The sequence below is a fragment of the Kushneria phosphatilytica genome (genome assembly GCF_008247605.1).
Classification (GTDB): domain Bacteria; phylum Pseudomonadota; class Gammaproteobacteria; order Pseudomonadales; family Halomonadaceae; genus Kushneria; species Kushneria phosphatilytica.
In genome coordinates this window covers 2,232,127-2,255,065 of record NZ_CP043420.1, presented here as the reverse complement: position 1 = coordinate 2,255,065, position 22,939 = coordinate 2,232,127, and the positions used below count along the sequence as shown (strand labels likewise).

Sequence of the window (22,939 nt, the reverse complement as noted above, 5' to 3'; positions counted from 1 at the left end):
CAGCGTCGCCCCGGCGCAAGACAGATTCAGGAGTGCATGATTTTGAAACTGGCCTATATCAATGATCAACGGCGGGACGCGTGTCTGGCCTATCTATGCGCTGCCGTTTACGGGCGACAGGCAGGCCTGACACCACTGATAGAATTTGCCGGTCTGGATCGTCTGCTCGATCAGGAGAGTGCTCGCATCGTGGCGTTGACAGATGATACCGACCGTCCGGTATCACTGGCGTTACTGGTGCTCGACATCGAAGGGCGTGGATTATCGCTGAGGTTACTGGCAACTCCCGAACCATTGCGTGGCAATGGTTATGCCCGTGAGCTGGTGACCCGGCTTACTGCGACGACCGCCATGCGCGTGACGACTCGTGAGCCGCATCTTGAAGCCTTCTTCAAGACATTTGGCTTTACCCGCTGGAGTTTTTCCGATGAAGGGGCTCGGGTTGGTTTCAATGAGCGTGCCGGTGTTCATCGGCTCATGGAGGCTCCGGAAACTGTCGATTTCAATACCGAGGCCGTCAAGCGCGCTTTCAAACGCGACAGTGAGCTTTTTGAGGACTACAAGCAGCGTTTTGTCACCGGATTGGAATCCTCCGAAACCGGATAAGTGCAGAGGCCTGGTTGAGCCGCTTGTCTCATTTCAGCGACATAAAAAACCCCGCTCGTTCAAGCGGGGTTGAATAGGGAAGCCGATAACGGCTTCCCGAGTCCTGCCGGATAATCAGAAATTGACGCCGAAGTGGGTCTGATAACTGGTGTGCCAGTCATCGTCGACCGGTGAGCCGAAGTAGTTCAGCCCGTTCTTGTTGGTCACGATGTCGAACCAGGCATAATACGGTCCTGCGGTCAGCTTGATCCCGATGTCGTTGAGCTGAGGATCATTCATGCTGCCAAAGCCACCGTTGATGGGCGAGTAGTCGCCATCTGCGCTGATATAGCTGTAATCGTTATAGAAATAGGCGTTATCGATCGGGCCCCAGTTGACATCCATGCTGTAGGCCAGGCTGAAGTTGTACATCTGGCCTTCAGCCGGAATCAGATAATTGAAGTTGAAAGCGCCAACCTGCATGACGTTGTCGGAAATGCCGGTGTCGTCTTCATCGGCATTCTTGGCGTTGTACTCATACTGGGTCGCCTGCAGCAGCACGCTCCAGTTGCCATAGTTGCCGTTCAGACCCAGTGCGGCCGCCCAGTTGTCACCGCTGTCGTTGGTCTGCTCGTTGTAGAGCTGGCCGCCCTTGGCCGAGAAATTGACCTCGGTGGTGTAGTCGGTGCCATGGCCGAAGGTATAACCGACCCGTGCTGCCACCTGGTTTTCGGACTTGTTGCCCTGATCGCCACGGGTATCGAGGTCGCCGTTGTCATCGTAGGTCGCCGCGGTCGTGCCACCGGGCGGATTGGCACCATAGCTCTCGTTGGTGCTACCGAGCTGATCGCTCTTGAAGAAGGCCAGATCGGTGGTCCAGGGGCCGTCTTCGTGATGCCATTTGATACCGGCGTTCTGGTTGTCGTTGAACCCGGCAAGATAGGGTAGCGTTCCGTACCAACCCAGGTAGCCGTAATCCATGTTGCCAAACGGCGTCTGAACCAGACCCACCTTGACGGTATCGTTGTCGTTCAGCTGATAACCCAGCCAGCCATGGTGGAGGAACCGGTAGCCGTCATAAAAGCGATACTGGAAGGAGTAGATGTAATTATCGACCTGGCCATCGATGCCGAGGATGAACTTGCCGAAATCAATATCCCCGCCGGTATCCTTGTCCTGCTCATCCCAGTCATTGTAGCTGTGTGCCAGCTCGAAGGTGCCGCTGATCTGGGTCTGCTGCATCTGCTCGAGAATCGAGCTGTTCTTTTCAGCCAGATTCTGCTGAGCGCTGCTGTACTGCTGACTCTCTGCGCTTTTGCCCGGTGCTGTTTCGCCCTGACCGGTAGTACCTGCGTTACCGCTGGACTGCGCCTGCTGGTTTTCCAGTCGTTCCAGGCGGGCCTGCATCTGCTCAAGCTGCTGGCGCAGCTGCTGAATGGTTTGTTGTTCACTGCTGCTTTCAGCAAAGGCGTAGGGTGCCGTCAGAGCGGTACTGGACACGCCAAGGGCGATGGCCAGCGTCCGAAAAGTCGCTTTGGTCACGTTGCGTTCCCCAATCGTTGTATTGAAAGAATGTATTTTATTGTGAAGTTTGATGCTTTTTATAATTTGAGGTTATGGATGTCAAGTTAACGTCACAATTTAATGAACACTGCTCGATATTGAACAACGCTTTGGGCGCTGGCTGAAGCGCCCTGGGCAGGGAGAAAGGCAGGATGACAAAAGGATCAATGAACGGTGTCAGCGGCGTCGCAAACGATCCAGGTAGAGATAGACCACGGGGGTGGTATAGAGCGTCAGCAGCTGACTGACCAGCAGCCCGCCGATGATCGAGATGCCCAGTGGCGCACGTAACGCCGCGTTTTCGTCGGTCCCCAGTGTGAGGGGAATGGCACCCAGGATGGCGGCCAGGGTGGTCATCATGATTGGACGAAAGCGGACCATGGCCGCTTCGTAAATGGCTTCCCGGGCGCTCAGAGCGCGGGAGCGTTCGGCGTCGAGGGCAAAATCCACCAGCATGATGGCATTTTTCTTGACCACGCCGATCAGCAGAATGATGCCGATCAGGGCAATCAGCGTGAAGGGCTTGTTCAGCAGCATCAGTGCCAGCAGTGCACCGATGCCGGCCGAAGGCAGGGTGGAGAGGATGGTGAGCGGATGAATATAGCTCTCATAAAGGATACCCAGTACCAGATAGACCGCCAGCAGGGCGGCAAGAATCAGCCACGGCATGGCGGCAACACCGCTCTGGAAGGAAGCGGCACTGCCACCGAAGTCAGCCTGGATGTCGATCGGCAGGTTGAGCTCATCCAGCTGTCGGCTGATGGCAGTAGTCGCCTGATCGAGAGTAACGCCGGTGACGGTATTGAAGGAGATAGTGGTGGCTGCGAACTGGCCCTCGTGCTGAACACTCACCGGGGTCGTGCTGCGCTTGAGATGAGCAATGGCAGAGAGCGGAATGCGCTCGCCATCGCCATCGATAACATGAATGCCTTGCAGTGCCTGGGGGGAGTTCTGCCAGGCCTTGCCCACCTCCATGACCACATAGTACTGGTTGGTGCCCTGGTAAACGCTGGAGACCTTGCGCTGGCTGAAGGAGTTCTGCAGTACCTCATCGACAGCCTGCATGTTCACACCCAGCCGTGACGCCTTGTCACGGTCCACGACCACCATCATCGCCTGACCACTGGTACGACTGTCGCTGTCTACCCCGGTGATGTCGTCAAGTCCCCGCAGCGCCTGGGTGACCCGGGGTTCCCACTTCCTCAGCAGCGCAAGGTCATCACTTTTCAGTGTCAGTTCATACTGGCCGCTGCTGCTGTCATGACTGCCCGCACGCAGATCCTGCAGGCCGAACATGAAAACATTGAGTCCGGCCGTGTCGCGGAACATGGCGCTCAGCCGATTGGCTGTTGCACTGGTGTTGGCGCTGCGATTGTCCTTGAGCGTGATGAACAGGGTCGCTTCACTGCTGCTGCCATCCCGGCCGCCGCCGATGAATCCCAGCACCCGGTTGACGTCCGGGTCTGCCAGCAGGCGGTCTCGCATGTGATCGAGCTTGTGGCTCATGGCCTGAAAGGAGAGGCTTTGATCGCCACGAGCAAACCCCAGTAATCGACCCGTGTCCTGATCAGGTACGAAGCCCTTGTCGATAGCGGTATAGAGATAGCCATTAAGGACGATGACAGCGATTAGCGAGAGCAGTGTCAGACGGCGATGGCGCAGCGAAAAATCAAGGCTGCGCGCGTATGCCCGAGTGATCAGGCTGCCGCTGCGTTCGATAATGCGTTTCCACAGGGGGGTATGCTGACGTTCATCCGTCACCCGAAGCCAGCGAGCGCACAGCATCGGCGTCAGGGTGAGCGAGATCAGCAGTGACACCATGATCGCGATGGCCAGCGTCATGGCGAACTCATGGAAAAGGCGACCGATCAGCCCCCCCAGCAATAACAGGGGAATGAAGACGGCAATCAATGACAGGCTCATCGATAGCACGGTAAAGCCGACTTCGCGTGCTCCCTGGAGCGCCGCCTGAAAGGGCGCCTCACCGCGCTCGAGATGGCGGGCAATGTTTTCGACCACCACGATGGCATCATCAACAATGAAGCCGATAGCGACCACCAGTGCCATCAGCGATAGCGTATCCAGTGAATACCCCAGCAGATGCATGATGCCGAAGGTGCCGATCAGCGAGACCGGAATGGCAGCGCAGGGGATCAGGGTGGCGCGTCCGCTGCGCAGGAATACGAAGACAACCAGTACCACCAGCACGACCGCCAGTATCAGGGTCAGCTGGGTTTCATTGAGTGACGCCTGAATGCCCGGGGAACGGTCCAGTACGACATCGAGATGGGCATCGCCCGGCAAGGCCTGTTCGATGGCCGGCATGCGATCGCGAATGCCTTCGATGGTACGAATGATGTTGGCACCGGCAGAGGCACTGATAACCAGCAGTACCGCAGGCTGATGATTGAGAAAGCCGATGCGTTGTTCATCCTCGACACCGTTGGTGACTCTGGCAACATCACCCAGACGCAGCACATGACCACTGTCGTCGCTGCGCAGTATCAGCTGGCGATAGTCCGAAGCTTCGAACAACTGGCTGTTACTGTCGAGCATGAAACGGTGGCGCTCGCCGTCGATGAAGCCCTTGGGACGATTGCTGTTGGCCGCTGTAATTGCCTGACGCACATCGCCAAGAGCCAGTCCGGCATGCTCCAGTGACCGAGGGTCGAGATCGACCCGTACGGCGGGTGAGGAACTGCCGCCGACATTGACATCACCCACACCTTCGACCTGGGCAATACGGGGGGCGATAACGTCATCGGCAAGGTTATAGCGTTCTCCCTGACTGATGGCATCCGAGGTCAATGCCAGAATCATGATCGGCGCGCTTGATGGGTTGAGCTTCCTGTAGGTCGGTGAACTGGTCATGGCGCTGGGTAGCAGCGGCTCGGCCCGGTTGATGGCGGCCTGCACCTCGCGAGCGGCTTCGTTGACGTCCTTGTCGAGGTCAAACTGAATCGTGATGCGCGTCGTGCCGCGTGAACTCGACGAAGACATCTGGTTGATGCCGGCAATCTGGCCCAGCGATCGCTCCAGCGGTGTAGCCACCGTCGAGGCCATGGTTTGCGGATTGGCGCCCGAGAGTTGAGCACTGACCACAATACTCGGAAAGGCAACATCGGGCAGGGGCGCGATCGGCAGACGTACGTAGGCCAGCATGCCCGAGAGCACCACCGCCAGCGTTAACAGGGCGGTGGCAATCGGTCGTCTGATGAAGGGTTCCGACAGACTCACGAGGCGCCATCCTGGCGAGTGGCATCGCTCACGATGCGCTGGGGCGCCAGCCGCTCGAAGGCGAGATAGATCACCGGTGTGGTAAACAGGGTCAGCAGCTGGCTGACCAGCAGCCCACCCACCATCGATAGCCCCAGCGGCTGACGCAGCTCGGCACCATAGCCGGAAGCCAGCATCAGTGGGACCGCCCCCAGCAACGCTGCAAAGGTCGTCATCATGATCGGCCGGAAACGCAGCAGGGCGGCCCGATAGATCGCTTCCCGCGGAGGCATGTGATCATGCCGCTGCGCCTGCAGGGCGAAGTCGATCATCATGATGGCATTCTTCTTGACGATACCGATCAACAGGATGATGCCAATGATGCCGACCATACCGAGTTCATGGCCGGTCAGTATCAGTGCCAGCAGGGCGCCGATGGCCGCCGAGGGCAGAGTAGACAGAATGGTCAGCGGATGAATGAAGCTCTCATAGAGGATCCCCAGCACGATATACATGGTGACGATGGCGGCCAGAATCAGCCATAGGGTGTTGCTGGTGGAGCCGGCAAAGCTGCGCGCTGAGCCCTGATATTCAAGCCGTGTGTCCGATGTAAGCGCTGTATCCTGACGCGCCTGATCGATGGCATTGAAGGCTTCCGACAGTGAGTGTCCCGGTGCCACATCAAAAGAGATCAGGGCCGCTGGAAACTGATTCTCGCGCTGGATGGAGAGTGCTCGGGGGCGTGTGTCGATGGAGACCAGCGTCGATAATGGCACCTGGTCATCATTATCGTTGGTGACATAGAGATGATCGATGGCGGAAGGTCCATCCTGCTGTGCCTGCGACACACTCAGCACCACTCGGTACTGATTGGATTGGGTGAAAATGGTCGATATCAGGCGCTGGCCGAACGCATCGTAGAGGGTGGCATCGATATCGGCCATGGTCACGCCCAGTCGATTGGCGCGGTCACGATCGACCTTCAGGCGCAGCGCCAGACCATTATTCTGCAAATCGGTGGTGGCACTGGCAATGGCGGGTGATTGTCGCAGTTCATGGAGCATGGCCGGTACGACACTTTCGAGCTGCTGGCGATCGCCATTGGTCAGGGTGAACTGATACTGATTGCGACTGATGGTGTCTTCCAGCGTGAGGTCCTGAATCGGCTGGAGATAGAGGGTGATCCCGGCAATCTGCCGTGCCTGTTCACTCAGCCGCCGGCTGATCTCTGTAGCACTGGCTTTTCGTTCGTCAATCGGCTTGAGATTGATCTGAAAGCGACCGGTGTTGAGGGTGTTGTTGGTGCCATCAATGCCGATGTAGGAGGAGAGGCTCTCGACAGCCGGATCCTTGAGGATGAGATCGGCCAGCTGTTGCTGTCGGTGTGCCATGGCCTTGAAGGAGGTGGATTGTTCGGCTTCCGAAATCCCGCGTATGACGCCGGTATCCTGGGTCGGAAAGAGTCCCTTGGCGATGGAGAGATACAGCCCGGCAGTGACCACGAAGGTTGCAGCGGCCACCAACAGGGTCAGGCGTTGGTGATTCAGCACCCATCGCAGGGCGCGATCGTAGCCACCGTGCAGTCGACCGAACAGACCCGAGCGCTGACGCATCAATGCTTCGACGTCATCTTCTTCCTCTCTGGCGGGCGTCTCGCCGCGTCGTCGCAGCATGAGCGAGCAGAGCATCGGGGTCAGGGTCAGCGAGACGAAAGCCGAGATCACAATGGCTATGGCCAGCGTAATCGCGAATTCGCGGAACAGACGCCCGACCACATCGCCCATGAACAGCAGTGGAATGAGTACGGCGAGCAGCGAGACCGTCAGCGACACGATGGTGAAACCGATTTCCCGGGAGCCCCGCAGCGCGGCATCGCGCGCCCGTTCGCCACGCTCCACATGACGCATGATGTTTTCCAGTACCACAATGGCATCGTCGATCACGAAACCGGTAGCAATGGTGAGTGCCATCAGCGTCAGGTTGTTGAGACTGAACCCGGCCAGATGCATGACGGCGAAGGTGCCCACCAGCGAGAGCGGTACGGCCAGGCTGGGAATGAGGGTGGCAGGAATATTGCGCAGAAACAGGAAGGTCACCATGACCACCAGCGCGACCGCCAGCACCAGTTCGAACTGGACATCATGGACCGAGGCACGAATGGTTGTGGTGCGATCGGTCAAGACCCGGATATCGATATTGCCCGGCACCGACCGCTCCAGATTCGGCAGCATCTGCTTGATGGCATTGGCCACGCTGATGACATTGGCGCCAGGCTGACGCTGAATATTGACGATGACTGCCTTGTCGCGATTGGCCCATGCGGCCAACCAGGCGTTTTCCGAGCCATTGGTGACGCGGGCAACATCCTGCAGGCGTACGACGGCACCGTCATCGTTCGACTTGAGGATCAGCTGGCGATATTCATCGGCTGATGTCAGCTGATCGTTGGCATCAATGCTCAATGCCCGATAGGGGCCATTGATGCTGCCCTTGGCCTGGTTGACATTGGCACTGGCAATCGCTTCACGTACCGCCTCCAGATCGAGCCCGCGTGACGCCAGGGCGCGAGGGTTGACCCGGACACGTACGGCTGGCTGATGCCCTCCGGCAAGCGAGACCAGACCGACGCCGGAGACCTGAGCAAGCTTTGGAATCATGCGGGTATCGACCAGGTCGTAGACCCGCGTCAGCGGGAGTGAGTCGGATCGGACTGCCAGCGTCATGACCGGTGCGTCAGCAGGATTGACCTTGCTGTAACTGGGCGGCATGGGCAGGTCATCCGGCAGCAGGTTATCCGCCTGATTGATGGCAGCCTGTACCCCCTGTTCGGCAACGCCCAGGTCGGTATCCAGACCAAAGCGCAGCGTAATGACCGAAGCCCCCCCGGTGCTGGTCGAACGCATATCTTCCAGCCCTGAAATCTCGCCGAGCTCATCCTCCAATGGGGCGGTAACATTGGAGAGCATGACATCCGGACCGGCCCCGGGATAAAGCGTTCTGACCTGAATGGTGGGGTAGTCCACCTGCGGTAGCGATGCGACCGGCAGTAAACGATAAGCGAGAATGCCGGCGATCAGAATCGCCATCATGACCAGCGAGGTGGCAACAGGGCGAAGTATGAACAGGCGCGATGGATTCATGAATTCGCGTTGTTACCGTTTCGGTGATCAGTCGTTTCTTCTGCCTGAGGGCTGGCTGTACCATCCTCATCCTGAGTGGCCGCAGCACTGCCGGGCGAGGCTTCATCACTGTTGCTTTCACCGGGGAGGCTGTGGCTGACCACTCTGACGTGGGCGCCATCGCGCAGCCGGTCGACGCCATCGACCACCACCTGCTGGCCGGCTTCGACGCCTGAGGTGATGGCGGTGTGACGATCGTCACTGGCGGCGATTTCGACAGCCTGGCGCCGCACCGTATTATCGTTATCAACGACATAGACGAAATTGCCATCGTCACTGTTCTGAATAGCCGTCAGGGGAATCACGATCGCATCGGGGATGGTTTTCAGCCGCAGGCGCACATTGACGAAGGCGCTGGGAAACAGCGTCAGGTCGTCATTGTCAAAGCGTGCCCGCATGCGCACCGTGCCCGTTGCAGTATCAATCTGACTATTGATGCTGGCCAGTTCACCACGGGCAAGCACGGTGGATTCATCACTGTCGAGCGCCTGTACGTTCAGTGTGCCATCACTGTTAAGCCGGTGCTGGATGGGGGCCCGATATTGCGAGGGCATCGAGAAGATGACCGAAATCGGAGATAGCTGCGTCAATGTGGCAATGGGCTCTTCATCGCCGAGCTGGACGATATTGCCCGGGTCGACATTGCGAATGCCGATGCGTCCGGAAATGGGCGCCTCGATGGAGGTGTAGTCCAGTTCTACCTGGGCATTCTGCACATTGGCTCGATCTGCCGATACCGTGCCCTGATATTGCTGCACCAGTTGCTTTTGCTCATCCAGATCCTGACGCGAAATGTAATTGGTCCGGATCAGCTTCTGGTAGCGTTCAAGGTTCTGACGAGCCGTTTTCAATTGAGCAAGATCCTGTTCCAGCTGGCCTTTGGCCTGATCAAGCTGCGCCTGGTAGGTGCGTGGGTCGATACGAGCCAGTACATCGCCCTTTTCAACCCGGTCACCTTCATGGAAATTGACCGACAGTAGTTCACCTTCCACGCGGGGGCGGATTTCAATGCGATGCAGGGAAGTGACCGTGCCGAGCGCAGATAGATAAACCGGAAAATCCTCCCTGGCAGCAGCGATGGCCGCTACCGAGGTAGTACCTCCGCCTTGCCCCGGGCCTGCGGATGATGAGCTGGACTCCTTTGGACTGCTGTCATGTGTCAGCCACCAGCCGATGGCCAGAGCCGCGATGACCATCAGGAATAGCAGGGCAATCAACCAGCGCTTGCGATGTTTCCGGGGTGATTCTGTCATGAGCCTTCATACTGTATTGGCAAAACCATGGCCGATCGGCCGGTGACAATGCGGTTGGTCCGGGGATCCGAAGTGATTCCAGCATAACCGGTCTTCCGGGCTGGATTATGGAAAGAGTGTGTACTCTTCGGGGTTGTATCACGGCTACCGGTGCAAGCGGCAAAGCATAGCATCGCCAGTGTTGCGATAAAGAGTTTTACCTGAAGGATGACTGATATATGGACAGTCGACCGATGATGCCGGGTTCAACGGATCAGGCGCACGCCCGGTCGGATTGTTTCAATTGACCTGACTGCGCAAGGCGCTTGAGCCCCGGCAAGTTAAAAGGCGACCCGCAGGTCGCCCTTTTACAGGATGACAGCAATGTCCCTGCCAAAGCCGTTATTCGTGTGTATCAGACGGATCTGCTGAACGGGCATTCTGCTGTTTGCCGTGAGCGGTATGGAAGGGAGCCTTCGATGGCGGCAGTGGTTCACGGCCGCGTACTCGATCTGCCAGCTTTTCTGCCATCATGATGGTCGTCGCGTTGAGATTGCCGGTGACAATGATGGGCATCAGCGATGCATCGATGACCCGCAATCCTTCCATACCATGTACCCGGCCCTGACCATCGACCACCGTCTCCGGCCCTTCCCCCATCCGGCAGCTGCCACAGGGATGATAGGCGGTTTCCGCTTCATCACGTACAAACTCATCCAGTTGTTCGTCGCTCTGTATTTCCGGCCCCGGCGAAATTTCACGCTTGCGATACGGGTCCATGGCCGGTTGCTCCATGATCCGCCGGGTTATGCGGATGGCATCGCGAAACTCCTGCCAGTCACGCGCCTCGCTCATGTAATTGAACAGGATGCTGGGCGCCTCGTTGGGATCACGCGAGCGGATGCGGATACGACCGCGACTCTTGGAGCGCATCGAGCCGACATGGGCCTGGAAACCATGTGCCTGCACGGCGCTCTTGCCGTTGTAGCTGATCGCGCAGGGCAGGAAATGATATTGCAGATTCGGCCAGGCCTCGCCCTCTTCGGTACGAATGAACCCCCCTGCTTCGAACTGATTACTGGCACCGATGCCCTTGCCCTGAAAGAGCCATTCGGCGCCGATCTGCGGCTGGTTGTACCATTTCAGTGCCGAGTAGAGCGTAATAGGCTGCTTGCACTCATACTGAATATACATTTCCAGGTGATCCTGCAGATTGCGACCGACTGCAGGCAGTTCATGAATGACCTCGACACCGGCTTCCTTCAGCCATTCGGGATCGCCTACGCCAGAGCGTTGCAGAATCGCCGGCGACGCAATGGCACCCGCGCATAGCAGCACCTCGCGGCGTGCTCGTACTTCCCGGGGTTCTCCCTTGCGCGAGTAGGCCACACCAATGGCACGCTTGCCCTCGAACAGGATGCGATCGGTCATGGCATGCGTTTCAATGGTCAGGGTGTCACGTTCGCGTGCCATGTCCAGATAGCCGCGGGCCGTGGAGGCGCGCCGGCCGTTGGGGGTGGTGGTGCGATCCATTGGCCCGAAGCCTTCCTGCTTGTAGCCATTGAGATCGTCGGTGGCACCGTAACCGGCCTGCACCCCGGCCTCGATAAAGGCTCGATAGAGAGGGTTGTTGCCCGGTTTGGGCGTTGCCACACTGACCGGACCATGATCCCCATGATACTCGTTGCCACCGATGTCGCGGCTTTCAGCCTTGCGGTAGTAGGGCAGACAGTTACCGTAGCGCCAGTCTGCCAGCCCCGGCTGCTCGGCCCACCCCTCCAGGTCCAGTGCATTGCCGCGAATGTAGGCCATGCCATTGATCAGCGATGAACCTCCCAGTCCCTTGCCGCGACCGCACTCCATGCGGCGATTGTTCATGTGTGGCTCGGGATCGGTTTCGAACGCCCAGTTGTAACGTTTGCCCTGGAGCGGATAAGCAAGTGCGGCAGGCATCTGGGTTCGAAAATCAAAGCGATAGTCGGGCCCGCCAGCTTCCAGTAGCAGTACGGTGACACCTTCATCTTCGGTGAGGCGGGCGGCCAGCACGTTACCGGCAGAACCGGCACCAATGATCACATAATCGTATTCACGGATCTGAGCCATGGGCCCTCCTGGCTATTATCGCGGTCATGTTTTTGACCGTTGTGGAATCGGGGAGGGGATGCCATCGCCGATGGCATCCATGACGTACAGTGGAAACCTCTTAAAAAGCGGACTCGAAAGGCCCCATCTCGATCTGGACCGACTTGACCTGGGTATAATGATCCAGTGTCAACATGCCGTTTTCGCGGCCGACTCCGGAGTGCTTGTAACCGCCTACCGGCATTTCGGCCGGGGAGTCCCCCCAGGTGTTGACCCAGCAGATGCCGGCTTCGAGCTGGTGAACTACCCGGTGAGCGCGGTTGAGCCCTTCGGTGAAAACTCCGGCGGCCAGGCCATATTCTGTATTATTGGCGCGGCGAATGACTTCTGCCTCATCGTCGAAGGAGAGCACCGACATGACCGGTCCGAAAATCTCTTCGCGGACGATACGCATGTCGTCACTGCAATCGGTGAAGATGGTCGGAGCCACGAACGCGCCCTTGCCGAAGTCGCCTTCGGTCATGCGCGAACCCCCGATCAGCAGGCGAGCATTTTCCTGTTTGCCGATTTCCAGGTACTCGGTGACCTTTTCAAGATGTTCGAAGCTGACCAGTGGACCGAAGTTGGTCGCCATGTCCATGGGGTCACCAGCGCGTACGCGTTCCACCCGCTCAAGCAGTTTGGCTTCGAATTCGGCCTTTACCGAGCGTTCAACGAAGACCCGGGTACCATTGGTGCAGACCTGACCGGATGAGTAGAAATTGGCCATCATCGCGCCATCGGCGGCTCGGTCGAGGTCGGCGTCGGCGAATACGATCAGCGGTGACTTGCCCCCCAGCTCCATGGTGACATCCTTGAGCGACGAAGATGCCGCGGCGCTCATGACCTTCTTGCCGGTTCCGGCTTCACCGGTAAAGGAGATCTTGTCGATACCCGGATGGCCGGTCAGCATCGCACCAACGCTGCCATCGCCATGAACGACGTTGAACACACCATCAGGCAGACCGGCTTCAGAGAAGATTTCAGCCAGCATCATGGTGGTCAGCGGAGTCACTTCACTGGGCTTGAAAACGACCGCATTGCCGGTGGCCAAAGCCGGGGCCGATTTCCAGCAGGCAATCTGAATCGGATAATTCCATGCGCCGATGGCACCACACACCCCCAGTGGTTCGCGTCGGGTATAGACAAAGGAGTCCGTGCGCAGAGGGATTTGCTCACCTTCGACCGACATTGCAAGACCGGCGTAATATTCCAGCACATCGGCGCCGGTCACGATGTCTACCGCAGTCGTTTCACTCAGCGGCTTGCCGGTATCCAGGGTTTCTACCCGGGCAATCTCGTCATTGCGCTCGCGCAGCAGAGCCACGGCACGGTTCAGAATACGGGAACGTTCCATGGCAGTCATGGCTGCCCAGACCTTCTGTCCTTCACGTGCAGCTGCCACGGCGCGATCGACATCGGCCTGACTGGCCTGCTGGATATCGGCCAGGACACTGCCATCCCAGGGGTTGATGGACTCAAAGGTTTGCCCGGATGTGGCATCCACGCGAGTGCCGCCGATGAACAGTTGCTGAGTATCGAATTCGGCCATGACAAGGCTCCTTTTATAAGGATGTAGAAACAGTATGGTCGAACGCCCGAGCGTTCACGTTGATCATTGGGCCGCAGCAGTGGTGCCGGCCAGTTGTTCGTCCACGTACTCGTGGGCCAGGGCCACGGCACGCGTGATATTGATGCCTTCGGGTGCCAGCGCGCCACGCAGCCACAATCCGTCTATCAGTGCTGCGAGCCCACTGGCAGCGCGTCGTGCGCTGTCACGATCCATGTGGCGTCGAAACTGGTAACTGAGATTGGAGTGAAGTCGTCGGTCGTTGACATATTGCAGCCGTTGCAGCGTCGGCTTGTGCATGCTGGTTGCCCAGAAGGCCAGCCAGGTTTTCATGACTGACTGGCTGACCTGACTGCGATCGAAGTTTCCTTCGACAATGGCTCGCAAATGGCCTCGTGCCGTATTCTGCTCGAGAATGACGCGACGCTGACGGACGGACTCGCCCAGATCTCCTAGGATACGACGCATGGTGGCTTCCAGCAGGCCGTCCTTGCCACCGAAGTAATGACTGATGATTCCGGTGGAAACACCCGCCCTGCGAGCAATGACCGCCACCGTGGTATCCGCCAGACCGACCTCATCAATGGCCGCCATGGTGGCCTCGATCAGCTGCTGCCTGCGTATCGGCTCCATTCCGAGCTTTGGCACGTGTCTCTCCTCGCCTATCGACACCGTGCGTGTCGATGCATTGTAGCTTTTTTTATTGAACGGTCAATCAATAAAAAATAGTGTTATAGTTCCAGCTCTGCAATAATCCTTGATGATAATTGCCGTGACCCGCTCTTGCGAGAGCGACTTTCATTGCACTGACTATCTATTTGAATAATACAAGGAAATGATCAATGAAAACGCAAGGTAAGGGAGCGCTGCCGCTTTCCGGTAAAACACTGGCAATGATGGCGCTGATCAGTGTTACGGGCATGTCGGCCAATGTAATGGCGGATGTTCCGGAATCCTGTCAGACGGTTCGCTTTGCAGAGGTGGGCTGGACTGATATCACCGCCACGACAGCACTGGCTCGCACTGTTTTCGCAGGACTTGGATACGATACACGCTCGGATACGGTTTCGGTACCGGTAGCTTACTCGGGGCTCAAGACCGGCGATCTGGACGTGTTTCTGGGCAACTGGATGCCTTCGATGGCCTCTATCAGCGATCCCTATATCGACAAGGGGCAGGTGGATCGCCTGACGGCCAATCTGAAAGGTGCCAAATATACGTTGGCTGTTCCTCAATATGTTATTGATGCAGGCATTACCTCGGTAGCGGACCTGGATAAGCATCGTGACCGCTTTGATGGGAAGATTTATGGCATCGAAGCTGGCAATGATGGCAATCAGATCATCCAGGAGATGATCGATCAGAATTTTGACGGGCTGGGGGACTGGAATCTGGTGGCTTCCAGCGAGGCCGGCATGCTCTCCCAGGTCAAAACGGCCACCCGCAACAAGGAATGGATAGTATTCCTTGGCTGGGCACCGCATCCCATGAACACACGTTTCGATATGGGGTACCTCAGTGGTGCCGATGATTATTTCGGGCCGAACTATGGTGGCGCGACGGTTTACACCAATACCCGTGGCGGTTATGTCAACGAGTGCAGCAATGCGGGAAAACTGCTTAAGCAGATGACCTTTACGTTGCCGATGGAAAACGAGTTGATGGGCGATATCATGGATGAGGGACGTAAGCCGATGGCGGCGGCGCGTGCATGGCTGAACGCTCATCCCGACACGCTCGAAGGCTGGTTGAAAGGGGTGACCACTGTTGAGGGGCAGCCCGGGCTGCAAGCGGTGCGCGCTTCATTGCAGTAAGTGTCGCGCTGATGGCGGGACGCATTCGTCCCGCCACATTTCATGGCCCGCAATGGGTTGACGTCTTTTTTTCTGTGCGTATACTACGCCGCGTGTTCAGGGCATTCCCCGATAGCTCAGTTGGTAGAGCAAATGACTGTTAATCATTGGGTCGCAGGTTCGAGTCCTGCTCGGGGAGCCAACTCCCGCCTCTGAACCGACAATCCGGATATTCCCCGATAGCTCAGTTGGTAGAGCAAATGACTGTTAATCATTGGGTCGCAGGTTCGAGTCCTGCTCGGGGAGCCATATTCCGTTGTCGGTTATCACTGCATGACGTTATATGCGTATTCCCCGTTCAGACGAAGACGTCCATGCTACTGCCTGAAACAGCCTTTCACTGTGGTGCCGTTTGATACTTGAGCGCTGTCTTGCAGGTTTAACGCATTGACAGTAGCCGGTAGCTTTGCTAAAAGAGTATGGTTTCTTCCCGCCTTTCAGGCGTTTATACCGACCCGGGACCATGAGCTCCGGGTGGTGCGGGCAATCTGGTAGCCCGCTGATCAACAGGTCCGTTTCTTTCCTGATTTATTCAATCGTGCGTCATGTCGAATGATATAGATCGTCACGGGTTCAAGCTTCAATCAGGGCAGGGCTCGACCTTTTCCACCTTCTGGCAAGCGACTGTATCGATTCGGCTACGACATGTCGTTATCCGTCTCGTGTGACCGAACGCATCAGATGGCTCAAAAGGAATAACATGGCACGTAACAGTACTTTGTCCATCAAGGAAAAGTGGGCACTGGACAATCAATTGGGGGAAATGCTGCGTGGGCTTGATAATCGGCCTGATACCGAAGAACATCTGCGTCAGGCGCTCAAGCGATTGCTCTCCGATTACGAGATGAGCGTTGCAGATACAGTCGAGCTGCTCAATCGGATGCGACAGGAAACGGACGCAGCCTGAGTCGCGTTATCAATACGTGGTTTCTCTTGCCGATTGCTCACCATTCATGCGTCGTGAAAGCGATGAGATGGTGAAAAAAACGGCCATGCCCGATCAGGGCATGGCCGTTGCCATATCATGAGTCCTGTTTCAATCGGGACTCATGAACCTGACTGTTGTTCCAGACGATGCGCATAGTCGAGCATAATATTGGCGCTCTCCCTTAGCTGCGCCTGATCAATGGGCGTTTGATCCTCATCGGCGCCTCGGGCGTCAGCCCAGCTCTCGATCGGTTTTTCGCCCAGGGCCTTGCGTCGCTGGTTTTCCAATGACAGTTGCTCGGCCTCCTGAGCTTCCATTTCCCGCTTGCGCTGGTGGATGTTGAGACTGACGCTGTTGTTCTGCTCACGCAGCTTGTGTGCCAGCTCCGCCTCACGCTTGAGGTAATGAAAGTTGGGATCTTCGCTGGCGCGCCGTTCATGCGATTGACGCAACTGCGGCAGGTAACGTTGAGGGTTGCCATATTCCCGATAACTGACCGGACGGACCGTATCCCATGGCAGCGCGTTGGGGAGCGCACTTTCACCTATTTCATCAGGATCGACCAGACTGGGATAGCTGATATCCGGCTTGACGCCGCGCAGTTGGGTACTGGCGCCGGTAATACGATAGAACTTGGCACGCGTCAGTTTGAGCTCGCCATGATCCAGGTCATCCAGTGTTTGTACTGTACCCTTGCCAAAGGTCTGATTACCCAGGATCAATCCACGACCGTAATCCTGAATGGCGCCGGCAAAGATTTCCGATGCCGAAGCTGATAACCGATCGACCAGTACTGCCAATGGCCCGTTATAGGCAACGCCCCGGTCGGTGTCTCCCAGCAGACTGATACGACCCTGAGCATCACGTACCTGCACCGTGGGACCTCGGTCGATGAACAGTCCGATCATCGAATTCGCTTCCTGAAGCGCACCACCGCCATTACCGCGCAGGTCCAGCACGATCCCCTCGACATTCTGCTGTTTGAGCTTGTCGATCAACCGGTGAACATCGCGTGTGGTACTGCGGTAGTTCTTTCTGCCTTCCTGCTCGGCCTGAAAGTCAACATAGAACATGGGAACCTTGATAACACCAATGCGGTGTTGCTGATTGCCACGTTTGATGTCAATAACCTGACTGCTGGCAGCCTGATCTTCCAGCTTGACGGTATCCCTTGTAATCCTGACCACTCGGGTCTGGGTCGTATCCACCGCCTTGGCCGGAATGATTTCCAATCGCACGGTGGAGCCCTTGGGCCCGCGGATCAGGTCCACGACTTCATCCAGGCGCATACCCACGACGCTGGTCAGGTCTCCACTCTCTCCCTGACCGACAGCGACAATGCGATCGGCCGGCTTGAGCAGACCGCTCTTCTCGGCCGGACCTCCGGGCACCAGACTGGAAATCTTGACGTATTCACCATCCTGCTGAAGCAGGGCACCGATCCCTTCCAGTGACAGCTTCATCTGGATATCAAAGGATTTGCTGCGGCTTGGGGAAAAGTATTCGGTATGCGGGTCGATGGAACTGCCCGCAGCATTGAGAATGACGCTGAGCACATCCTCGCTGTTGGTCTGGCGTACTCGTTCAAGCTGATTGGAATAACGTTTTTTGAGCTGCTTGATGATGGCGCTGTCATCCATCATGCGAAGATCGTGATTATTGTCCTGATCGCTCTGATCATGGCCCTGGGGGGCCGCAGTCTCATTTCGAGAGGGCTTGCCAGGGATGTCGGGCTGACGTTCTTCATCTGGTTCGGAAGCAGACTCATCTTCGGAGGCGCCTGACAGGGCCAGCTGTAACGCTGCGTTTTTCAGTCGCTTGTGCCAGAGCTCATCGAGCTGGGAAGGGGAAGAGGCCCACTCGCGATCCTCGTCATCAGTGGCCAGGCGACCCTGACCATCGAAATCGAAATGCTGCGTCTTTCCAAGCTGATCGAGTAGCCATTGAAGACGATTTTCGATGCGCTGCTGATAAAGATTGTAAAAGGCATAGAGCCGATCAAGATCCCCTTTTTCAAGGGAGTCACTGTAATGCCGGCCGAGATCCGAATACTGCTCGATATCATCCTCCAGCAGGTAGGCATGCTGAGGGTCGATCATATCCAGCATGCGCTGCCAGGCTTTTTCGGACCACTGCTGATCCAGGCTGACATCTTCATAGTGACCATAGCGCAGCGATTGTGCGACTTCCTGGGCGGTCTGTTCACCAATATCGGTAGGGACAATCCTGTCCTGCTCGGCGGCCAGGGTGGGCAGGGCCATCACGACACACAGCGCAAAAACCACCGCCTGTCGCACCATAGCAAACGGGCTCATCAATGAGGCTCTCCCGGTTTCATGTAAACTGACACCTGATGATTCAGGTACTTCCGATTCTTCGACCGTGTCGGCCATGCTTCATGAGGGATGGATGACGTACCAGTCTGACATACAGGCTTCCGATTGTAGCAGGCCGACGATGTCATCCACGATAAGCATTGACAGGGAAAAGCATGTTTCAGTCTTCAAGCATTGAGCGATTGTTGCATTTTCTTGAGCGATCGCCGACGGCCTGGCATGCCACGGCCGGCATGATTGAGCGGTTCGAGGCCGCTGGTTTCGAACATCTTGAGGAAACAGAGCGCTGGTCGTTGCGACCCGGTGGACGTTATTACTGCACACGCAATGGTTCAGCGCTGGTCGCTTTTCAACTTCCCGAATCCGAGCCGCTATCATTGCGTATCATGGGTGCGCATACCGATAGTCCCATGCTGCGTATCAAGCGCGAAGGGCTGTTAAAGGGGCCGGACTGGTTGCGACTGGGTGTCGAGGTGTATGGAGGCGCTCTGTTGGCGCCCTGGTTTGATCGCGATCTGGGTATTGCCGGCCGGGTCCATGTCCGCACCCGGGAGGGCAGACTGGCGCCAAGGCTTCTTGATATTGATCGTGCCATGGCGGTTATCCCCAGCCTGGCTATTCATCTTGATCGTGAGGCCAATCAGGGGCGCGCCATCAACGCCCAGACTCAGATGTCGCCGGTGCTGTATCAGAGTGATAGCGATGAGAACGTCTCTTCACTGGAGCAATTGATCGAACAATGGTTGCGTGAGCAGCACGCCGGGGATGATTTCGAAAGCGTGGTCGATTTCGAGCTGGGTTTTTACGATGTCCAACCGCCAGCCCGGGTCGGAATGAATGGTGAAATGCTCAGCGGTGCACGGCTGGATAATCTGCTCTCCTGCTTTTGTAGCATGGAAGCATTGATCGATAGCGATCATCGCCAGGGTGCGTTGCTGATCGCCAACGATCACGAAGAGATTGGTAGCGGCAGCTCCAGCGGGGCGCAGGGTACCTTCCTCGGTGATGTGCTGGGTCGTCTGGCCGAGTACGAGGCCGGGTCGGAAGGCCGGCTTGAGGAGTGTCGCGTCAGAATGATTCAGCGCTCGCGACTGATTTCCTGTGATAACGCCCATGCGCGTCACCCTGCCTGGCCGGACAAGCATGATGCTCAGCATGCACCGCAACTCAACGGTGGGCCTGTCATCAAGGTCAACAGCAGCCAGCGCTATGCCACCAACAGTGCTACTGGTGCATTATTTCGTGATATCTGTCGTGAGGCAGGTGTGCCGGTACAGACCTTTGTCAGCCGTGCCGATATGCCGTGTGGTAGTACCATTGGGCCATTGACGGCCACCACTACCGGGTTACCGACGCTGGATATCGGTCTGGCGCAGTGGGCCATGCACTCGATCCGTGAGACCAGTGGTGCAATGGATCCGGACTATCTGATTCGCGCGCTGACGGCTTTCTGCAATCGCTCGTATCTTGATTGATGCCGCTTTACGCAAAAAGCCCCGACATCATGTGATGCCGGGGCTTTTCCGTATTCTGGTGGCTACGCCCTGATTCGAACAGGGGACCCCATCATTATGAGTGATGTGCTCTAACCAGCTGAGCTACGTAGCCGTTCAACGGAGGCGAATATTAAAGATGCCTCCTTTTTCCGTCAAGCCCTTTCCCGCACGAAGTTCCTGCCAGATGCGGAAAAGGGCAGGTCATCGATAAGGATCAGACGTTAAAGCGAAAGTGCACGACGTCACCATCGCTGACCACATAGTCCTTGCCTTCCAGTCGCCACCGACCGGCTTCCTTGGCGCCACTCTCGCCCTGGTAGTGAACGAAGTCTTCGTAAGAGACAACTTCGGCACGAATGAAGCCTTTCTGGAAGTCCGTATGAATAACACCGGCCGCCTGTGGCGCGGTGGCGCCGATGGGGATCGTCCAGGCGCGCACTTCCTTTGGTCCTGCAGTAAAGTAGGTCTGCAGCCCGAGCAGACCGTAGCCGGCGCGAATCACGCGATCAAGACCCGGTTCGCTCATGCCCATCTCGTCGAGGAAAAGGGCGCGCTCCTCATCCTCCAGCTCGGCGATTTCGGCTTCGAGCTTGTTGCAGACCGGCACTACCACTGCACCTTCCTCTTCGGCGATGGTATGTACGGTATCAAGGTGAGGATTATTGTCGAAACCATCCTCGTTGACGTTGGCGATATACATGGTCGGCTTCAGAGTCAGAAACCCGTAGCCCTTGATCAGCTGACGCTCGTTGTCATCGAGTTTCAGGCTGCGTAGTGGTTGACCCTCGGCCAGATGGGGCTGCATGCGTTCGAGTACGCTTCTGGTCGCGATGGCTTCCTTGTCACCGCCCTTGGCGACCCGGGTGAGCCGCTGAATGGCGCGCTCGACAGTATCGAGATCGGCCAGTGCCAGCTCGATATTGATGGTTTCAATGTCGCCTTTGGGATCGACCCGATTGTCGACGTGGATGACGTTATCATCTTCGAAACAACGCACCACATGAGCGATGGCATCAGTCTCGCGGATATTGGCCAGAAACTGATTTCCCAGCCCCTCACCTTTCGAAGCACCAGCCACGAGCCCGGCAATATCGACGAACTCCATCGTGGTAGGAATGACTTTCTCCGGCTTGATAATGGCGGCCAGTGCATCGAGACGCGGATCCGGCATGGGGACGATACCGGTATTGGGCTCGATGGTGCAGAAGGGGAAGTTTTCGGCATCGATGCCCGATTTGGTCAGGGCATTGAACAGCGTGGACTTGCCGACGTTGGGCAGACCGACGATTCCGCAGTTGAAACCCATGGCGCGTTCCTGCGTTGATAAGGGTGAACGAATGGACCGATAATATTCGAAAGCTCAGTCGCGCGCGCTGTGGAGGTGATTCATGGCACGTGCCCAGTCACCCTTGACTGCCAGAGGAAGCTGCTCCAGTGAGGCCTCGATGGCTTCGTCAATGGCGCGGCGCTCCGCCTTGCCCGGGGCGCTCAGGACATAATTGACGACCTGTGCGGCGCTACCGGGATGGCCGATGCCAAGACGCAGACGGTGGAAATCACGACTGTTTCCCAGTGCACTGATGGTATCACGCAAACCATTGTGACCGCCGTGCCCGCCACCCTGTTTGAAGCGAGCGACGCCCGGAAGCAGATCGAGTTCATCATGCACGACCAGCAGTTGTTCGGGCGAGAGCTTGAAGAACTTGCACAGCGCACCGATCGATTGACCACTGTGATTCATCAGCGTGGTTGGTGCGAGCAGATGGATATCCCGACCCTCCAGCGTGGTTTTGGCATAATTGCCGAGAAACTTGCGCTGTTCGCGCAGCGAGACGCCGCACTCGCGTGCCAGTGCCTCAAGCAGCCAGAAGCCGGCATTATGGCGGGTCGCCTCGTAGCGTGCGCCGGGGTTGCCCAGACCGATGATCGCGTGCAGTTCGTTCATGTCGATCCATTCGATGAAAGCATGATGGGTCGGGCCGGTTTTACAGGGCCCGACATGAAACGGCCGGTCAGCCCCTGCAGAAACTGCAAGGGGTGACCGGCCGGATCTTCACGACAGGTAAGGGTCAGTCGCCCTTGTCTTCACTGTCGTTGATTGGTTCACCGGCGCTGCCTTGCTCGGCATCGGTGTGATCGACATCGGTCGGCGGCTCACCTTCGCCCTCGGCTTCATCGGTGCCGCGGTCCGGATGGGTGACGCTGACGATACCGGCATCGAAGCCATCGCCGTGGCTCAGAGCGGTCAGTGTTACGCCCTTCGGCAGCGGGATGTCGGAGAGATGCAGCGTGTCGCCAATGTCGAGATTGAGTACGTCGACTTCGAGGTACTCGGGCAGGTCGGAGGGCAGGCAGGTGATTTCGACATCGTTGTGCAGTACGTGCAACACACCACCTTCAACCTTGACGCCCTTGCACTCTTCGGTGTTGGCGAAGTGCAGCGGGATGGTCATGGTCAGTTCATGGGTAGCATCCACACGCATGAAATCGACGTGTACGACAACCGGCTTGTAAGGATGGCGCTGCAGATCGCGAACGACCACCTGCTCCTTGCTGCCCTCGACATCGATATCGAGAATCGAGGAGAAGAAGGCTTCGTCTTCCATTGCCTTGTAGAAGGCCGACTTTTCGACGGCGATCGGCTGCGGCTCGGCGCTGCCACCATAGACAATGGCAGGCACATGAGTGTTCTCACGACGCAGGCGGCGGCTCGCACCTTTCCCCAGCGCCCTGCGAACATTGGCGGTCAGGTTGTATTGGTGTTTCATGGGTTGGACCCTCGTTGGTCAATGAAAGAAAACGATACCGCCCGCGACCAGGTCGGTATCGTTTCCATGATGAAGGGCATTTGAAATGTCCT

15 protein-coding genes and 3 tRNA genes are annotated in these 22,939 nt (G+C 57.3%); 6 read left to right on the top strand and 12 right to left on the bottom strand.

Annotated features, from left to right (window positions below):
* Positions 1-36 precede the first annotated feature (36 nt).
* On the top strand, positions 37-606 hold the full coding sequence (locus FY550_RS10400; RefSeq protein WP_149054514.1) for a hypothetical protein: 570 nt from the start codon (positions 37-39) through the stop codon (positions 604-606).
* Positions 607-720: 114 nt separating this feature from the next.
* On the opposite strand, the gene FY550_RS10395 is transcribed toward FY550_RS10400, so the two are convergent.
* From FY550_RS10395 to betI, 7 genes are all read right to left on the bottom strand, one after another.
* The gene (locus tag FY550_RS10395; RefSeq protein WP_070977834.1) at positions 721-2,127 is read right to left on the bottom strand and encodes a hypothetical protein; all 1,407 of its coding nucleotides are present in this window, start codon (positions 2,125-2,127) and stop codon (positions 721-723) included.
* A 198-nt stretch (positions 2,128-2,325) separates the two neighbouring features.
* Positions 2,326-5,385, bottom strand: a complete 3,060-nt coding sequence (locus FY550_RS10390) for an efflux RND transporter permease subunit (RefSeq protein ID WP_070977833.1) — start codon at positions 5,383-5,385, stop codon at positions 2,326-2,328.
* Positions 5,382-8,504, bottom strand: a complete 3,123-nt coding sequence (locus FY550_RS10385) for a multidrug efflux RND transporter permease subunit (RefSeq protein WP_149054513.1) — start codon at positions 8,502-8,504, stop codon at positions 5,382-5,384. Before FY550_RS10385 ends, FY550_RS10390 begins: the two co-directional genes overlap by 4 nt.
* Positions 8,501-9,796, bottom strand: a complete 1,296-nt coding sequence (locus FY550_RS10380) for an MdtA/MuxA family multidrug efflux RND transporter periplasmic adaptor subunit (RefSeq protein WP_070977832.1) — start codon at positions 9,794-9,796, stop codon at positions 8,501-8,503. The genes FY550_RS10385 and FY550_RS10380 overlap by 4 nt, the downstream gene beginning before the upstream one ends.
* 381 nt (positions 9,797-10,177) lie before the next feature.
* Positions 10,178-11,878 carry a choline dehydrogenase gene (gene betA, locus FY550_RS10375; RefSeq protein WP_070977831.1) on the bottom strand — a complete coding sequence of 567 codons (1,701 nt, stop codon included), beginning with the start codon at positions 11,876-11,878 and terminating at the stop codon, positions 10,178-10,180.
* Positions 11,879-11,978: 100 nt separating this feature from the next.
* A complete protein-coding gene (gene betB, locus FY550_RS10370) occupies positions 11,979-13,448 on the bottom strand; it encodes a betaine-aldehyde dehydrogenase (protein WP_070977830.1) in 1,470 nt (489 codons plus the stop codon).
* Positions 13,449-13,511: 63 nt separating this feature from the next.
* Positions 13,512-14,114 (bottom strand): transcriptional regulator BetI, encoded by a 603-nt coding sequence (gene betI / locus FY550_RS10365; RefSeq protein WP_199287798.1) that lies wholly within the window; start codon positions 14,112-14,114, stop codon positions 13,512-13,514.
* 248 nt (positions 14,115-14,362) lie between these two features.
* Between betI and FY550_RS10360 the strand changes: the two genes are divergently transcribed.
* The 4 genes from FY550_RS10360 to FY550_RS10345 all read left to right on the top strand — a co-directional run bounded on the left by FY550_RS10360 (position 14,363) and on the right by FY550_RS10345 (position 16,226).
* A complete protein-coding gene (locus FY550_RS10360) occupies positions 14,363-15,280 on the top strand; it encodes a choline ABC transporter substrate-binding protein (RefSeq protein WP_070977930.1) in 918 nt (305 codons plus the stop codon).
* 105 nt (positions 15,281-15,385) lie between these two features.
* Positions 15,386-15,461, top strand: a tRNA-Asn gene (locus FY550_RS10355).
* A 31-nt stretch (positions 15,462-15,492) separates the two neighbouring features.
* Positions 15,493-15,568: transfer RNA gene (locus tag FY550_RS10350), tRNA-Asn, on the top strand.
* Between the two features lie 451 nt (positions 15,569-16,019).
* Positions 16,020-16,226 (top strand): hypothetical protein, encoded by a 207-nt coding sequence (locus tag FY550_RS10345; RefSeq protein WP_149054512.1) that lies wholly within the window; start codon positions 16,020-16,022, stop codon positions 16,224-16,226.
* Positions 16,227-16,366: 140 nt separating this feature from the next.
* On the opposite strand, the gene FY550_RS10340 is transcribed toward FY550_RS10345, so the two are convergent.
* Positions 16,367-18,562, bottom strand: coding sequence for a carboxy terminal-processing peptidase (locus FY550_RS10340; protein WP_233350198.1), 2,196 nt, complete (start codon positions 18,560-18,562; stop codon positions 16,367-16,369).
* Positions 18,563-18,738: 176 nt separating this feature from the next.
* On the opposite strand from FY550_RS10340, the gene FY550_RS10335 reads away from it, so the two are divergent.
* Positions 18,739-20,058 carry a M18 family aminopeptidase gene (locus FY550_RS10335; RefSeq protein ID WP_070977828.1) on the top strand — a complete coding sequence of 440 codons (1,320 nt, stop codon included), beginning with the start codon at positions 18,739-18,741 and terminating at the stop codon, positions 20,056-20,058.
* 56 nt (positions 20,059-20,114) lie between these two features.
* Here FY550_RS10335 and FY550_RS10330 read toward each other — a convergent pair.
* The 4 genes from FY550_RS10330 to FY550_RS10315 all read right to left on the bottom strand — a co-directional run bounded on the left by FY550_RS10330 (position 20,115) and on the right by FY550_RS10315 (position 22,847).
* Positions 20,115-20,191 (bottom strand) — tRNA-Met (locus FY550_RS10330).
* 102 nt (positions 20,192-20,293) lie between these two features.
* On the bottom strand, positions 20,294-21,385 hold the full coding sequence (ychF, locus tag FY550_RS10325) for a redox-regulated ATPase YchF (RefSeq protein ID WP_070977827.1): 1,092 nt from the start codon (positions 21,383-21,385) through the stop codon (positions 20,294-20,296).
* 54 nt (positions 21,386-21,439) lie between these two features.
* Complete coding sequence (gene pth, locus FY550_RS10320) at positions 21,440-22,024, bottom strand: aminoacyl-tRNA hydrolase (protein ID WP_070977826.1); 585 nt, start codon at positions 22,022-22,024, stop codon at positions 21,440-21,442.
* A 124-nt stretch (positions 22,025-22,148) separates the two neighbouring features.
* Positions 22,149-22,847: a 50S ribosomal protein L25/general stress protein Ctc gene (locus FY550_RS10315; RefSeq protein ID WP_070977825.1), complete on the bottom strand. Its 699-nt coding sequence runs from the start codon at positions 22,845-22,847 to the stop codon at positions 22,149-22,151.
* Positions 22,848-22,939 lie beyond the last annotated feature (92 nt).

Excerpts from the sequence above, each read along its gene's own strand:
- FY550_RS10400 (WP_149054514.1), top strand. The coding sequence starts at position 37 with ATGATTTTGAAACTGGCCTATATCAATGATCAACGGCGGGACGCGTGT.
- FY550_RS10385 (WP_149054513.1), bottom strand. The coding sequence starts at position 8,504 with ATGAATCCATCGCGCCTGTTCATACTTCGCCCTGTTGCCACCTCGCTG.
- FY550_RS10380 (WP_070977832.1), bottom strand. The coding sequence starts at position 9,796 with ATGACAGAATCACCCCGGAAACATCGCAAGCGCTGGTTGATTGCCCTG.
- betA (WP_070977831.1), bottom strand. The coding sequence starts at position 11,878 with ATGGCTCAGATCCGTGAATACGATTATGTGATCATTGGTGCCGGTTCT.
- betB (WP_070977830.1), bottom strand. The coding sequence starts at position 13,448 with ATGGCCGAATTCGATACTCAGCAACTGTTCATCGGCGGCACTCGCGTG.
- FY550_RS10360 (WP_070977930.1), top strand. The coding sequence starts at position 14,363 with ATGGCGCTGATCAGTGTTACGGGCATGTCGGCCAATGTAATGGCGGAT.
- FY550_RS10345 (WP_149054512.1), top strand. The coding sequence starts at position 16,020 with ATGGCACGTAACAGTACTTTGTCCATCAAGGAAAAGTGGGCACTGGAC.
- FY550_RS10340 (WP_233350198.1), bottom strand. The coding sequence starts at position 18,562 with ATGAGCCCGTTTGCTATGGTGCGACAGGCGGTGGTTTTTGCGCTGTGT.
- FY550_RS10335 (WP_070977828.1), top strand. The coding sequence starts at position 18,739 with ATGTTTCAGTCTTCAAGCATTGAGCGATTGTTGCATTTTCTTGAGCGA.
- ychF (WP_070977827.1), bottom strand. The coding sequence starts at position 21,385 with ATGGGTTTCAACTGCGGAATCGTCGGTCTGCCCAACGTCGGCAAGTCC.
- pth (WP_070977826.1), bottom strand. The coding sequence starts at position 22,024 with ATGAACGAACTGCACGCGATCATCGGTCTGGGCAACCCCGGCGCACGC.
- FY550_RS10315 (WP_070977825.1), bottom strand. The coding sequence starts at position 22,847 with ATGAAACACCAATACAACCTGACCGCCAATGTTCGCAGGGCGCTGGGG.